This is a genomic window from Anaerococcus martiniensis (assembly GCF_043187485.1).
In the GTDB taxonomy this organism is placed as follows: Bacteria; Bacillota; Clostridia; order Tissierellales; family Peptoniphilaceae; genus Anaerococcus; species Anaerococcus martiniensis.
This window is the reverse complement of record NZ_CP171106.1, coordinates 923,500-939,028: the sequence shown is the minus strand read 5'-3', so window position 1 is coordinate 939,028 and position 15,529 is coordinate 923,500. Positions and strand designations below refer to the sequence as shown.

Sequence of the window (15,529 nt, the reverse complement as noted above, 5' to 3'; positions counted from 1 at the left end):
TATGCGTATTATCAAAGGAGATTTATTTCTCATCTAACTTGCACAAGAATCACAATCTTCTACCTCAAGGCTCTTACCTCTTACATAGTAGATACTCTTTACTCCTGCTTCCCATGCTTTAATATATACATTTAATATTTGGCGCATGGTATATTCGTTGGTGATGTAGATATTTATTGATTGGGCTTGGTCTATGTGTCTTTGTCTTACTCCTGCCATTTCCATTGAGATATTTTGATCAATGTCGTGGGCATTTTCGTAAATCCAGAAGGTTTTTGTAGTTAGTCCTGGAGCTACTCTTGGTACTATGGCTCCTTTTTTCTCTTCTAGGAAGTATCTACTCATAATTGGGTCAACTCCTGCTGATGTTCCTGAGATAATTGATGTAGACCCTGTTGGAGCGATTGCCATTAGATAACCATTTCTTAGACCGTTTTTAGCTGCTTGATTTTTTAATTCTACCCAGCGGTCGCTATTGTAATCTCTTAGATCAAAATATTCGCCTGTTTGCCAGTCGCTTCCTTCAAACTCTTTGTATGATCCTTTTTCTTTGGCAATTTCCATTGATTCTAGGATTGCATAGTAGTTTATATCTTCATAAACCTTGTCTACAAATTCTGCGTGGGCTTCGCGATTTGTCCATTTGATGTCATTTTTAACTAACATATGATGGTAACCACTTGTTCCAAGACCAATTGCTCGGTATTTCTTGTTTGTAACCTCTGCATATGGGGTTGGGTAGTAATTTAAATCAATTACATTATCTAGGGCTCTTACTACTGTTCTAACAGTTTCTTCTAGAACTGCTTGGTCGGTTACATCAAATTTCCCCAGTGTTAAGCTTGCTAGATTACATTCTACAAAGTCACCTGGTTTTGTTTTGTTAACTATGATTGTGTCGCCATTTTCATCCACAATTTCTGTAGAAACTGTTTCTGATGGGCTCATATTTTGGGCAATTTCTGTACATAGGTTTGATGAGTAAATAATACCCTTGTGTTTGTTTGGATTAAATTTATTTACTGCATCTCTGTTAAAGACAAATGGTGTTCCTGTTTCTGTCCAGGATTTGATTAGTAAACGCACCATTTCTTTTACTGGCATAGTTCTTCTTGATATTTCTTTATCTTCCACAAGTTTTAAATAAAATTCTTTCCACTCATCTCCATAGGTATCCTCAAGGGATTTGCCATATTTTTTTTCAATTTCGTGTGGGTCAAACATATACCAGGTTGCATTTATATCATCACGACTTAATTCCCAGAAGTAATCAGGGAAGCAAACCCCAGGGAAAATATCGTGGGCTTTCATTCTGTCATCCCCATTGTTTGTTTTAAGTCCCAAAAATTCAGGCATATCTTTGTGCCAAATATCTAAGTAACAAGCAACTGCTCCTTGGCGAACACCTAATTGGTCAACTGCAACTGCAGTATCATTTGCAAGTCTTATCCAGCGGATAACTCCACCTGCAACTCCTTCAAAACCACGAATATCAGATCCATTTGCACGGACTTTTCCAAAATATAAACCCATGCCGCCGCCGTGTTTAGAAACTTCAGCAAAATTTGTTATTGAACGGTAAATTCCCTTTAAAGTATCTGGAACTGTATCAATAAAGCATGATGAAAGTTGGTTAAATGGTTTACGAGCATTGGTCATGGTAGGGGTCGCCATAGTTGCTTTTAATGTTGATAGGATATCATAAAGTCTTTTTGCAAATGCAACCCTGTCTTTTTCTGGGATTGCTAAGTGCATGGCAATGCCCATAAACATTTCTTGGACACTTTCGATAATATCTCCTGTAAAAGTACGAATTAGATAGCGCTTTTTAACCAAATCTAAACCAGAATAGGTAAATAAATCATCGCGGTCTTTTTTAAGATATGCTTCTAATTCATCAAAATCTTCTGAAGAATAATTTTCTTTGATATATGCCCCATAAAGGCCAGCATTAGTTAGGTAGTCGATTTTTGATTTGAAGTCTACAATGTCGTATCTTTCTTCATTTCTCTTTATTTCAAGATCAATTTCATACATCAAAAATCTTGCTGCAATGATTTCCCAGTCAGGAGTTTCCTTGCTAGTAAGCTCACTTGCTGCACGAGTTAGGGCCTTTAAAAGCTCATCATCAGTCATATTTGCCTTGGTAAATGATTCAAATTTGAAATACAAAGAGTCTATTGGGTATCTTTGATTATCAAATTCGCTTTGGACTTTTGAAATAATGTCTAAAATTTCTTTATCATTGATATATTGTTCAAAATCTGTCATTACCTTGCGGTCCATATTGTGTTTTGCACGGTAAAGGATAAATGATTTTACTTCCCTATAATAGTTTTCGTCAATTAGGGTAAGTTCTACCAAGTCTTGGACTTCCTCAACTGATACTATGTGGTCTTTAGGATATTTTTCCTTGATGGTGGCCGCTATTTTTTCGCTCATTTCAGCTAATTTTTCATCAGATACCAAGCTATCCACAGATGCGAAGGCTTTTGAAATAGCCAATTCAATTTTTGATTTTTCAAATGGAACTCTTGTTCCATCTCTTTTAATAATTTCCATATTTTCCTCTGTTTTTCTAATACTATATCTTGTATATTTTCTTATCAACTGATAATTATGATACCATATATAGTATGTTTTTGAAAAGAAATACAGAAATTTAACAAAGCCTATATTCTGCGGTTTACACAAAATATAGGCTAAATTTTACACTTTTTTAGTTATATTTATATATATTTATAAAATATCTCTAGTTTGCAAATAATAGTCATATTCTCTATTTTTTACAACTACGGTGTCGGATAATATATCCATAAGTGATTGTTTTTTTGGAGCAAAGGCAATTATTAAATACAAAATTACAAATTTATTTTGGACATATCTTCCGAATGTTTCACGTGAAACAACTTGGCCTAGGCTTAGTTTTTCTCCATTAATTGCTACTACCCTTATATTTGTAATCATTTTGCCCAAGGTTTGACCATCATTAAAATAGGTCATAAGAGTGAAATATGCTAGGGTAATTATCCAGCTGATAATAGCAAATATTCCTATACCGTTAAAAATGTTAACATCAGCACCTATTAGGTTTTCAATAATACTAGCAATGGCATTGGCAACTAGCATATCAATAGCAAACGCCAATAGCCTTATAAAAAAACCTGCATAATAAAAGTCAGTTCTTATATCTCTTTTATCTAAAACTTGGACTTCACTCATAGTAGCCTCCGTAAAGGTACATTGGTTTATTAGCCTCATTTCCCATAAATTCTTTTAAGATTTGTAGGTCAGATTCTGGTTTATTTGTAAGAGATTTAAATGCTGGTAGGTATTTTGCAAAAGAGCTCATTAGTTCATTTTTTTCAAATACCATAGGATCATTTAATTTATATTTTTCTGTAATATCAGCTACTGCATCATCTAGGTCGCCTATTTCATCTACTAAACCATTTTCCACAGCTTGGCTACCATCATAGATCCTACCATCGGCAAGTTTTCTCACTTCTGATTCGCTCATGTCACGGCCATCTGCTACAACTTTTACAAATCTTCCAAAGGCACTATCTACTAGACCTTGAAGATATTCTTTTTCTTCCGCATTCATATCACGGCCAAAGGTCCCTGCATCTTTCATTTTGCCAGTAGTTACATTTTGTTCTTTGATGCCATATTCTTCAAATAAACCTTCTAGGGAATATGATTGCATAATAACCCCGATAGATCCAGTAAAGCTTTCATTTGATGCATAAATTTTATCGCATGGAGCTGATATATAGTATCCACCACTTGCAGCTAGCTCTTGCATAACAGAATACACTGGAATGTCTTTTGCTTTTATTTGCTCAACTTTTTTTGCAATGCGTTCGCTGGCATAAACTGATCCACCTGGAGAGTTTACGTGTAAAATAACAGCCTTAATTGTATTATCCTCTAGGACTTCATCTAGTTTTTCTACTATAAAATCATTTGTTTCATTTTTTGCTATCATTCCATCTACATTTAAGACCATAATTCTTTGTAGGGCATTGTTTCCATATAAAACTTCATCTTCTGCTCCCATAAGTCTTTGGCGGGCCTCTCTGTACACATTAGCGTCCCTGAATTCTTTTGTATTTTCTGACCTATTAGTAAAAATAGATATTAAAAATACTAACAGGGCCAAGCCGGCAGCTAACCATCTTTTTTTGTTACTAGTTTGCATAATTCCTCCCATTTTTAAAAATTTATTATAAACTATTGTTATTATTATAACATAATTTATAATTGTTTTATTTTTTATTTTAAGTATAATTATAGTGCATGACAGTTATCGTTAACACTAAGAATAATTGTAATGTATAGGCCATTGTGGCCTATTTACATATATTATATGTAATATTATATCCAAAAAAAAACTGCCCATTATCTAGGGCAGTTTTTTCTTTGGCTAATCTTCACTTGATGTGTTGCCTTCAGGATCTTGGCCCGGCATTTCATCTATATTTTCATTTATAGGTGGTAAATCATTTATTTCTGTATTTTCATCATCTAAATCATTTAAATCCACATCTGTATTTTCTCTAATTTCTTCCTTATCAATAGGGTCAGCTTCCTTACGGTTTAAAATTTCCATAAATTCTTCGCCTGTGATAGTTTCTTCTTTTAGTAAGAAATCAGAAATTTCGTGAAGTTTGTCCATATTTTCTTTTAAGATTTCAATTGCTCTCATGTGGGCTTGGGTAATGATTGATTGTACTTTTTCATCAATTTTATTTCCCGTACCACTTGATACAATTAGATTTCTTTCTCCTCCAAGGTATCTACCATGGATTTGTTCTAGTTGCATAAAGTCAAAATCTTCATCCATACCATAAATTGTAACCATTGATCTTGCCATAGCTGTTGCTCGTTCTATGTCATTGCTTGCACCAGTAGTTTTTGTATTAAATACTAGCTCTTCAGCAGAACGACCACCAGCAAAGGTACAAATTTCATCAAATAGTTCTTGCTTGGTCATGATATATTTTTCATCTTTATCAACTGTCATTGTATAACCCAATGCCCCGCCAGTTCTTGGTACAATTGTAATTTTTGTAACAGGAGTCTTGTGGGTTTGAATTGCTGCTACTAGGGCGTGGCCAACTTCGTGGTAGGCAATAATTTTCTTTTGATCATCAGAAATCACTGCATTTTTCTTTTGTTGACCTGCAATTACAACTTCGATTGATTCTTCTAGGTCTTCTTGGGTTAATTTTTTACGTCCTTCACGTACTGCACGCAAAGCACCTTCGTTTATTATATTTGCAAGATCCGCACCTGATGTACCTGCTGTTCTTCTTGCTATTTCTTCATAGTCGATATTATCTTCACGCTTGATATTTTTAGCGTGAACCTTAAGAATATCTTCACGACCTTGCTTGTCAGGAAGTTCTACTTGAACTTGTCTATCAAAACGTCCTGGACGTGTAAGGGCTGGGTCTAGTATTTCTGGTCTGTTTGTCGCAGCCAAAAGTACTACTCCCTCAGTTGCATCAAAACCATCCATTTCGTTTAATAATTGGTTTAGTGTTTGTTCACGTTCATCATTTCCAGAAAAACCACCAGTATCACGTTTTTTACCAATAGCATCGATCTCATCTATAAATACAATACATGGAGCTTTTTCTTTGGCTTGTTTAAATAAGTCACGTACCTTACTAGCACCAAGACCAACAAACATTTCTACGAATTCTGAACCAGATATTATGAAAAATGGTACACTTGCTTCACCAGCAACCGCTTTTGCTAAAAGTGTTTTACCTGTTCCTGGAGGTCCTACTAAAAGCACTCCCTTTGGAACTTTTGCACCAATTTCTTTGTATTTTCCTGGATTGTGAAGAAAGTCTACGATTTCAAATAAAGAATCTTTTGCTTCTTCTTGGCCAGCTACATCCTTAAAAGTTTTTCCTGTTTTATTTTCCACATAAACCTTGGCATTTGATTTTCCAAAATTCATGAAATCTGCGCCACCACGGCCTCCCATGGTTTTTGTAAGAGATCTTGATGCAAAATAAAATATTGCATATAGGAATAATAAAGGCAGGATTGATGTTAGAAATATAGTCAACCATGGATTCATAGTTGTTTCTATTTTCCTACTAAAGGTTAGCTTATCATTATTTTTCTTAGCTTCTAAAAGCCTATCTGTAAGGTCTGTATCAGCCCACAAACCAGTTTCATAAGTTTCTTCTTTGCCATCTACTACTGCTTTAAAAGTGTATTTTGTTTCATCTTTGAAAACTTCAGTTACCTGATCTTTTTCAATCATAGTAACAAATTGGCTATAGCTTACCTCTTTTGCTCCATCTTGGTTAATTACTGGATTTAATGCAAATCTAATTACAATATAAAGAATTATTGCAATTATCCAATAATACAAAAGGGGTCTATTAGATTTATTTTTCTTATCACTCATCTTATAGTCCGCTCCTTGAGATATAATTATCTAAAAGTACATCAAGGGCTCCTAATTCATCAATTATTGTTTGTAAGTTAACATCTATCTCACCTGTTGGGATGTCTGTTCTGATTTGGTCAAAGTAAGATCCAACCTTATCAGCCGCTTTTTTCCCTTTTTCAGTTAATTCTACGTTTACAACTCTCTCATCTTCTTCAGATCTTATTCTTGTTACAAACCCTTGTTTTTCTAATTTTTTGCAAATATTTGAAATATTTCCTCCGGTTACACCAATGGCCTTTCCTAAGTTTCCTATAGAAACAGCTTCCTTATTGGCATAAAGGGTAATTAGCATTTTAAGTTGCAAGGTTGTAATACCCAATTCTTGGGCTGTATCTTGCAATAAAATATCAATTTTATGTGAAATCTCCCTAATCATAGAGAAAATAGAATTATTAAATTCAAAAAAATCAATATGTTCTGCTGCCATAACTCCTCCTGGATTTTTTAATCTTTTTTATTTATTTTACATATTATTTTAGATTTTTCAATCTAAAAAATACTATTTTTTATATATTTTTTATTAAAAATATTATTAGGCCTTAAAATATAATTTTACCACATTTCCTTGGAAAACTTACCACTTTCTACTAAAGTAATGTATTTTGCTGCATCAAGGGCTGCAACTTGTCCTTGGCCTGCCGCCTTATTTATTTGATATGGTCTGCCTGCTATGTCTCCTGCGGCGTAAAGTCCGCGGATATTTGTTCGGCAATTATTATCAATTATTATATGCTCATCATTAGTTTTTATGGATGGAACAAGTCTTTCTGGTTTTGAAGAGTCTCTGATTATAAAAAATCCATCTGCTTCTATTTCCTTGCCAGATTTAAATTTTAGGGTGGTTGGATTGTTTTCTCCCACAAACTCTACCGGAATTTCTCCATTTATAACTTCAATTTCATCGTTAAGTTCAGGATTTTCCTTATACATATTTACATAAATAAGTTTATCAACTACTTCAGATGTATAATTTGCTTCCTCGACTGATTCTTCGTTGTAGCCGATTAAGACAACTTTTTTGCCCTTATAAAAACTTGCATCGCAGGTGGCACAATATGAAACGCCCTTGCCAAAAAATTTGTCTTCGCCGATCAAATCTTTTTTAAGTTCTATACCTGTTGCTACAATTACAGATGTAGCTTCAATCATCTTATCTCCCTTTAGGATTATGGCAAAGTAATCTCCCATGGCATAGATTTGTTGGACTTTTTCTGTGGATTTTTCTATATCGTGGCCTTCAAGAGTTTTTTTGAAATTTTCATTTAATTCTGCTCCACTTATGGTTCCAAAACCCAGATAATTTTTAATCCCCTCAGTTTTAGATATGGCCGGCGAATCTAATCCAAATACTATTACGCTTTTATTTCTTATGCTAGCATTAACAGCGGCGCTAAGTCCTGCTGGACCCGCGCCTATTATTGCTAAATTATATCTCATTATAAATATTTTCCTATTGCTTGTTCTAGGACATCTTTTGATTGGAAACCTACAAGAGTTTCTTGTAACTTACCATCTTTAAAAATCATTAGGCTTGGAACTGCATTTACATTATATTGGCTAGCAATTTCTTCTGCCTCATCTACATCTACTCCATAGATTGGATAATCTACTTCACTTGCTAATTCTTCTAAAACTGGCTTTTGCATTTTGCATGGTCCACACCATGTTGCATTAAAATCTACCAGGCAAAGTCCATTGCCAGCTTCAACTTCATCTCTAAATCCTAATGTATCTAATTCACGCATTTTTTTCTCCTTTATTTTTCTTATGTATTTGCAGGAAGTTTTATATTAAGTTTTTTCCTGCTGTTAAGAGTTGAAGTTTAGTTTTGTTCTACTAAACCTCTTACTTCCATAACTGGTAGTGAGTATATTATACCCTTATTTTCTTCTATTAAATTCATCTGTTCATATATGGCATCGCGGATTTTTTCTACTAGGTCTTTTTTAACTAGCATGATTACTATATCTTTTTCAGGCTCTATATTCATATTTAGTAAAATTGACTTTACTTCTTTTGCAGAACCACGTCCGTGAACTAGGGTAGCACCCCTTGCACCATTTTCTTGGGCAATGTGGACTGCTTTTTGACCTTCATGGCGGTCTACAATTACATAAAGCGCTACATAATCTATATCATAATTCAAATCATCTTCTCCTTTATAATCAAGTGGCGATGTAAATGCTATACCTGTATTGGTTTTATTTAACTTTTCACTTAAGTCATCAAGTATTTTTTTTACACTTTCATCATCCAAAATGGCCATTACAATTTCTTTTCTTATTTTATCTACATGAAGCATATTTGAAATCGCATCTGTAGCTGATCCATAGCCATACATGCAAGAAATTGCCTTTGCCCCATCATCTTGTAAAACTTTCATAAAATCGCTGCCAAGACCTCTTGGCAAAATTACTCTTAAAAACTGCATTATCTACTTCCTTTCTTATAAAGGTAGCCCAAGATCATTATTGTAAGAACTGGCATCATAGTTACAAAAGAAATTACTCCAAAACCATCTGCTACATTGCCTGCCACTCCCTGGCAAAAGGCCAAAATAAATGTCGCAGTCATAGGTCCTGATGCTACTCCTCCTGAGTCAAAGGCAATCCCTACAAAAATTTGCGGAATTTTAAGTGATAGCAATAGTGAAATCAAAAATCCTGGGATAATAACCATCCAAAGGGCAAAATTTTCTGAATTTATCCTAATAATTGCAAGCATAACTGCACTTGCAACTCCAATTGATAAGGCCCTTAAAATACTTTTTCTTTTTATGGAACCACCGGTTACATCCTCAACCTGCTCAGATAATACGGCAACGGCTGGTTCTGCGAGAACTACAACCAGTCCCATTACAAATCCTATTAGGGGTAAAAATTTGGATTCTCTAAGACCTTCGCCCAACACTCTGGCAAGCTCCATAAATCCAGCCTCAACTGAGGTCAAAAATACTATTAGACCCATATAAGTATATAGCAAACCAAGTAAAATTTCTGTTAACTCGTATTTTGCTAGCTTAAAATATTTGGCATTCATTATGATAAACACTAGGGCAATAGGCACTATTGCAAAGCTTGCATTTTTTAGTCCACTCATGAGGGCTGAACCATGGTCTGCTGCTTGGATTTCAAAATTATTTTCTCCCACTGAAAGGCTCATTAAAATCCCTGCAATAATTGGGCCGGTAGAAGCTATGCCTACCAAGCCAAAGGAGTTATCTTCGCTATAATCACCCTTTAAATTTGCAACACCAAGTCCAAGGGCAATTATAAATGGAGTTGTCATCGCTCCAGTGGTAGCTCCTGATGCATCAAAGGCAATGGCATGGCCTGTGTAATTTGCCAAATACATAAGGGCAAAAATAAGTAAATATACAATCCACATTAATTTTGAAATTGAAATCTCTTTAAAAATCCTAAATAGACCAGTTGCAATCATTATTCCCACCCCTATAGAAATAATTGCAACTATAAGCCATAGTGAAAGTCCAATAGCTTGGGTAATTTGATTGGCCAAAATTAATAGGTCTGGTTCTGCCATTGAAATTACAAATCCTATAAAAATACCAAATATAACTACTTTTATGATTTTATCAAACCTTGCCAAAAAATCTCCCATCATAGAACCAATTTTAGAAATAGAAAGGTAAACTCCTGATAGAAAAATTGAAAGTCCTATGATGACCCCAAAAGATCCTAGGATAAATTTTATAAGCAAATCACTTGCTAATCCTACAAAAAAATTAAGGACAAAAACAAAAAAAACTATGGGCAAAACAGCCTTAGTGTTTTCTTTTGTATAATCTAAAAATATAGGCGTCTCCTTTTATTTTTTAAAAAAAGAGGCAATCTTTCGATTGTCTCTTTTAAGATAAATGTTTAGTTTCAGTCTTATCTTTATTCAGCTGCTGCTTGGCTTGCTGTAATTATTGCTGTTTCGTAAACGTCATCTGTTGAGCATCCACGAGATAGGTCATTAACAGGTGCATTTAAACCTTGTAGGATAGGTCCTATTGCTTTAAATCCACCAAGTCTTTGAGCAATTTTGTATCCGATATTTCCTGCTTGTAGGTCTGGGAAAATAAATACATTTGCTTGTCCAGCTACATTTGAATCAGGAGCTTTTTTGCTAGCTGTTGTAGGATCAATTGCAGCGTCAAATTGTAATTCACCATCAATTGCAAGGTCTGGAGCTAGTTCTTTTGAGATTTTTGCAGCTTCTGCTACTTTATCAACTAGTTCGTGTTTTGCAGAACCCTTTGTTGAGAATGATAGTAGGGCTACTTTTGGATCGATACCAAATAATTTTGCTGTGTTAGCAGATTCTACTGCAACTTCTGCCATCTCTTGAGCTTCTAATGTAATATTTACAGCAACATCAGAGAATACGTATTGTTCTCCATTTTCTCCAACCATAATCATAACACCTGATACTCTAGAAACACCTGGTTTTGTTTTGATAAGTTGTAGGGCTGGTCTAATTGTATCACCTGTTGTTCCAACAGCACCTGATACCATTCCATTTGCAAGACCAGTTTTGACCATCATAACACCATAGTAGTTTGTATTTTGAAGCATTTTTTCTGCATCTTCTCTTGTATTTTTACCTTTTCTAAGTTCTACAAATTTTTCTACAAACTCATCATAGTGGCTATCATTTGCAGGGTCGATAATTTCTAAATCACCAAGATTAAGTCCGTTTTCGTCAGCTGCCTTTTGAATTTCATCTTTGTTTCCTAAAACGATTGGTTTAATTAATCCTTCTTCATTGTGACGGATAGCTGCTTCTAAGATTCTTTTGTCAGTTCCTTCTGGAAATACTATTGATAATTCTTTGCCTTCTACTGCTTTTCTAGCTTGTTCTAAAATTGTTGAGCTCATTTTTCCTCCTAAATTCATTCAATTGTCTTTTTAATATTAATACCCAAAAAAATTATAAATATCAAATTATTCTTATTTGCCACGTGCCTTTTGCAGTGCAGCTTCTTCTTGCTGGGAAATTTCTCCTCGGCTTTGACCATTTGAAATTTCTTTTAAATAAATAGTGGATCCGTCCTTGCCATAGATGCTAGTTAAAATAATTCCATTATGGAAATTATCTAGCAAACAAAGGCAAAATGATAGTTCACTTGTATCCCCATCGAAGGCATTAAAATGAACAACGGACATATTGCTAATGGAGCCCATGGTTGTGTCCTTAGCCTCTAGCGACCTTTGGTCAACTGATTTTAATTGTTGGTTTGATAATTCGATTTGGTCATTTAATTTTAAAAGTAATTCTTCAAGGTTGACCTCTTCGCTAGTTCCTCTTAAGAGGTGGTCGTAGCGATTTTTTTGCCTTCTTAATTTATTATTCATAGACTGAATCATGGCAAATTCTACTACGACAAGAATTGCCAAAATTCCTAATAATACGTAAACTACTGTCATTTGTTCCTTCTTTCAATAATGTCTAGATTTTTTTGATATAGATTTTTTGCAAGCCTAGTTTTTTCATCAAAATCATATGATAACTCTGTTTGGTCTAAATTTATTTTTATAGTTGCAAAGGAAGATAATATTGCCTGATATAGCAAGTCATTTGAAATTTGACCGTCTGTAAGGGTAGATTTTTTGCCATTTTCTAGAAAAAAACTTATTTCATCCAATGATTTCATATTACCATCCACCATTGAAATAAGAGGTCGTGCTGCATTTTTATAATCAATTTCCTTTGCCTCTTTGTTTTTTATCTTATCCATAAGAGCATTAAAATTATCTACATCATCTTGCATAAATTTTTCGTACTGCTTGGATATATGGAGTAATGTTTCACGTGAAACGTTGGCTTTTTTATTAAGACTTTCAAAATCATCCTTATCCATCATTAGGCAAAGATTTATAGCAAGATTTGATATTAGAATCAATATTGCTCCACCACCAGGATTTGCATCAGCTTTTCGACTTTGACTTATGAGGGTGGCAACATCCATATCAATTAGTTTCATCTTTTATCCTATTATATAGGTTTTCTATATCTTCTATAGAAAAACAATCAAAGGTTACCTTATATGATTTTCCTGCTTTACTTATTGCTACCTTAGATCCCACTTCATCCATAAATTTTTCTTCTAAATCTTCTACTAAAATTTGGTCGATGTTTGGCCCGTAAGTTTTTTTGTTAGAGTCTTCTTTTTCATCATATATTTTGGTCTTAGTAGTTTTCTTTTCCACCTTACGTATATTTGTTCTACCATTTATAAAGTCATTTAGGGTAAGGCTTCTTTGGTTATTGTCAGTTATTGATAAAAGTGTTCTAGCTTGGCTTGGAGAAATTTTGCCATCATCTAGGGCTTTTTTCTCCACATCAGTAAGATTTAAAAGTCTTAAAGTGTTTGCTATATACGACCTTGATTTACCCATGGTTTTTGCGATTTGTTCTTGGGTCATATTATGGTCTTCCGATAATTTCTTATAGGCATTTGCTTCTTCTAGGGCCTTTAAATCTTCTCTTTGGACATTTTCTACCAAAGAAAGTATTTCTACATCTTTTTTTTCATAATCACGGATAATGGCATCAATTTCTTTTAAGCCCGCAATTTTGCTTGCCCTAAATCTTCTTTCACCTGCGATAATTTCATAATTGTCATTTACTTTTGAAACCACAATTGGATTTAGCAAACCATATTCTTTTATAGATGCTGCTAGATCATTTATTGCATCATCATCAAAGTGCTTACGGGGTTGGTTAGTGCGTGCTTTGATTTTATCTAAGGCAATTTTTTCTATCTTGTCAGATGGATTTACTTTTTCAATTGTTTCTAAATCTTTTTTTATTTCTTTGTCATAGGCTTTATTTAAAGAATAATTTGTATTTTTTTCTTCTTTTTTATTTACTTCCGGAATCAGGGAATTCAATCCACGTCCCAGGGTTCTTTTATTTGACATCTATTCTCCCTTTCTATTTTCTTCATTATTTATTATTTCATTTGCAAGGGCAATATATGCAACAGAACCTTGCGATTTTGAATCATATTCGATAGTTGATAAACCGTGGCTAGGTGCTTCAGCCAAACGAGGATTTCTAGGAATCATTACCTTAAAAACATTTGTTTTAAAATAAGCTTTAACTTCTTCAACAACTTCATAGGATAAGACCGCTCTTTTGTCAAACATGGATAATAAAACGCCTTCTATTTCTAAATCCTCATTTAATTGTTGTTTGACCATATTATATGTATTCATAAGCTCACTTACACCTTCTAGGGCATAGTATTCGGTTTGAATAGGTATGATAATTGAATTACTTGCCACAAGAGCATTTATGGAAAGCAGTCCAAGAGAAGGAGGACAATCAATTAGTATAAAATCATATTTATCTTCATCTATCAATCCAAGCAAGTTTTTTAATTGACGGGTACGTTCTAGGGGATCTAGGTCAACTAATTCTACTTCTAAACCTGATAAGGCAGACTCAGAAGGTATTATATCAACCCCTGATTTTGTTTTTGTTATATAGTCTTCTATATTAATAGGATTTTCTTCAATTAAAACTTCTTTAGTATCTTCTCCGTTTTCTACTTCTAACTCTTCATTTTCTGTAGAACTATCTACTTCATCCTCTGTTTCTGAAACATCTTCGTGATTTAATTCAGGATTTTCTTCGCTAGCGTAAAATAATTCGTATAAGGAGTTTTCAATATTGTACTTATCAAGTCCTAAACCAGTTGTAGTATTTGACTGTGGGTCGATGTCAATTACCAGGACTTTTTTATCCAAGTAATTTAAGGCAACAGCCAAGTTTACAACTGTGGTTGTCTTTCCAACTCCTCCCTTTTGATTAAATACTGATATTATTCTCATATTCACCTCTCATTACAAGTATGGCTGTATCTATAATTTTCATTTTTGCTCTAAGCCTTACTCGATTTCTATCTCCATTTAATTGTAAGAGTTTTGTATATTTTTTACCATTATACATTATACCAATCCACACTTGACCCGTATGGGCATAGCCAGTGGTTGCTAGACATAAATTAGCCTTAGTTCTTTTATATAAACCTTCTAGCATTTGTATTAAAACTTCTTCACTTACTACACTGTACTCTTTTATTGTTTCACGTGAAACATTTAATATCTTTTCTTTTACTTCATCTGCATAAGTAACATAAGCTTGGTCTATAACATCTGAAGCGCCTGGAATGTCAATTATAGATGATGCAATTAATCCACCAGTTATGGATTCAGCAGTAGATACTTTTTCTGATCTATCCCTAAGCAAATTGATTAATACTTCTTCTTTTCTTATATCTTCGGTTGTTATTACATATGGACTTAGCTTTTTATTTATTAAATCAACTCCAATTTGTAATTGTCTTTGCACTTCACTTTCATCATCTGCCTTGGCTGTTATCCTCAGTATGGGACCCTCATCAGTTATATATGGACTTATAGTCGGTTCAATCCTATCTAAATCAATTCTCCTTGCCATGTCCCACTCACCTAAAAGACCAATTTTTGCTATTTTGGATTCTATTATCGCTTCTTTTGTGATATATTTAACAACTTCTTCATTAAACATATTTTTCATTTCATTTGGTGGGCCTGGCATTAAAATATATTTTGTTCCCTTTTTACTAGTTAATATACAACCAGGAGCAGTTCCTACTGTGTTTTCTAAAATAATGGCAGATTTGGGAAACATGGCTTGCTTTACATTTGATTGAGCTGATTCTTCATCTCCATTAAAAAAAGAAAGCAAAGCATGGAATGATTTTTGATCAAGCTCTACTTCATTTTCTAATTCGCAAACCTTAATTGCCATTTCTTTTGTAATATCATCAGGAGTTGGACCCAATCCTCCACTTGTGATTACATAATCAACTTCACCATCACAAGCCTTAAAGGCATCAAAAAGTCTTTTGGGGTTATCACCAATAGTTTCCATTTTGTATAAGTCGATACCAAACTCCATTAGCCTTTGGGCTATGAATTGGGAATTGGTGTCGACAATATTACCTAATAAAATCTCCGTACCGATTGAAAAAATTTGTGCTCTCATTTATTT

General features: G+C 34.0%; 15 protein-coding genes. All 15 read right to left on the bottom strand.

Annotation, left to right across the window (positions count from 1 at the left end; all coding sequences use genetic code 11):
• Positions 1-33 precede the first annotated feature (33 nt).
• The 15 genes from ACF3NF_RS04645 to ACF3NF_RS04575 all read right to left on the bottom strand — a co-directional run bounded on the left by ACF3NF_RS04645 (position 34) and on the right by ACF3NF_RS04575 (position 15,523).
• Complete coding sequence (locus ACF3NF_RS04645) at positions 34-2,562, bottom strand: ribonucleoside-diphosphate reductase subunit alpha (RefSeq protein WP_394022383.1); 2,529 nt, start codon at positions 2,560-2,562, stop codon at positions 34-36.
• 177 nt (positions 2,563-2,739) lie between these two features.
• Positions 2,740-3,222, bottom strand: a complete 483-nt coding sequence (locus tag ACF3NF_RS04640) for an RDD family protein (RefSeq protein ID WP_394022382.1) — start codon at positions 3,220-3,222, stop codon at positions 2,740-2,742.
• Positions 3,215-4,204: a signal peptide peptidase SppA gene (gene sppA / locus ACF3NF_RS04635; protein WP_394022381.1), complete on the bottom strand. Its 990-nt coding sequence runs from the start codon at positions 4,202-4,204 to the stop codon at positions 3,215-3,217. Before sppA ends, ACF3NF_RS04640 begins: the two co-directional genes overlap by 8 nt.
• Positions 4,205-4,429: 225 nt before the next feature.
• The gene (ftsH, locus tag ACF3NF_RS04630) at positions 4,430-6,436 is read right to left on the bottom strand and encodes an ATP-dependent zinc metalloprotease FtsH (protein WP_394022380.1); all 2,007 of its coding nucleotides are present in this window, start codon (positions 6,434-6,436) and stop codon (positions 4,430-4,432) included.
• 1 nt (position 6,437) lies between these two features.
• A complete protein-coding gene (locus ACF3NF_RS04625; RefSeq protein ID WP_394022379.1) occupies positions 6,438-6,908 on the bottom strand; it encodes a MarR family winged helix-turn-helix transcriptional regulator in 471 nt (156 codons plus the stop codon).
• A gap of 125 nt (positions 6,909-7,033) precedes the next feature.
• Positions 7,034-7,918, bottom strand: coding sequence for an NAD(P)/FAD-dependent oxidoreductase (locus tag ACF3NF_RS04620; RefSeq protein WP_394022378.1), 885 nt, complete (start codon positions 7,916-7,918; stop codon positions 7,034-7,036).
• Complete coding sequence (trxA, locus tag ACF3NF_RS04615; protein WP_394022377.1) at positions 7,918-8,226, bottom strand: thioredoxin; 309 nt, start codon at positions 8,224-8,226, stop codon at positions 7,918-7,920. Before trxA ends, ACF3NF_RS04620 begins: the two co-directional genes overlap by 1 nt.
• A gap of 77 nt (positions 8,227-8,303) precedes the next feature.
• A complete protein-coding gene (locus ACF3NF_RS04610) occupies positions 8,304-8,912 on the bottom strand; it encodes a transcriptional regulator (RefSeq protein ID WP_394022376.1) in 609 nt (202 codons plus the stop codon).
• Positions 8,912-10,258 carry a DUF1538 domain-containing protein gene (locus tag ACF3NF_RS04605; RefSeq protein ID WP_394022375.1) on the bottom strand — a complete coding sequence of 449 codons (1,347 nt, stop codon included), beginning with the start codon at positions 10,256-10,258 and terminating at the stop codon, positions 8,912-8,914. The genes ACF3NF_RS04610 and ACF3NF_RS04605 overlap by 1 nt, the downstream gene beginning before the upstream one ends.
• A 122-nt stretch (positions 10,259-10,380) precedes the next feature.
• Positions 10,381-11,364, bottom strand: a complete 984-nt coding sequence (gene pta / locus ACF3NF_RS04600) for a phosphate acetyltransferase (RefSeq protein WP_394022374.1) — start codon at positions 11,362-11,364, stop codon at positions 10,381-10,383.
• 72 nt (positions 11,365-11,436) lie between these two features.
• Positions 11,437-11,913 carry a DUF4446 family protein gene (locus ACF3NF_RS04595; RefSeq protein WP_394022373.1) on the bottom strand — a complete coding sequence of 159 codons (477 nt, stop codon included), beginning with the start codon at positions 11,911-11,913 and terminating at the stop codon, positions 11,437-11,439.
• A complete protein-coding gene (locus tag ACF3NF_RS04590) occupies positions 11,910-12,470 on the bottom strand; it encodes a cyclodeaminase/cyclohydrolase family protein (protein WP_394022372.1) in 561 nt (186 codons plus the stop codon). Before ACF3NF_RS04590 ends, ACF3NF_RS04595 begins: the two co-directional genes overlap by 4 nt.
• The gene (locus tag ACF3NF_RS04585) at positions 12,457-13,410 is read right to left on the bottom strand and encodes a ParB/RepB/Spo0J family partition protein (protein WP_394022371.1); all 954 of its coding nucleotides are present in this window, start codon (positions 13,408-13,410) and stop codon (positions 12,457-12,459) included. Before ACF3NF_RS04585 ends, ACF3NF_RS04590 begins: the two co-directional genes overlap by 14 nt.
• Entirely contained in the window at positions 13,411-14,325 is a 915-nt protein-coding gene (locus tag ACF3NF_RS04580; protein WP_394022370.1) for a ParA family protein, read from the bottom strand.
• Complete coding sequence (locus ACF3NF_RS04575) at positions 14,303-15,523, bottom strand: nicotinamide-nucleotide amidohydrolase family protein (protein WP_394022369.1); 1,221 nt, start codon at positions 15,521-15,523, stop codon at positions 14,303-14,305. The genes ACF3NF_RS04580 and ACF3NF_RS04575 overlap by 23 nt, the downstream gene beginning before the upstream one ends.
• Between the last annotated feature and the right edge of the window lie 6 nt (positions 15,524-15,529).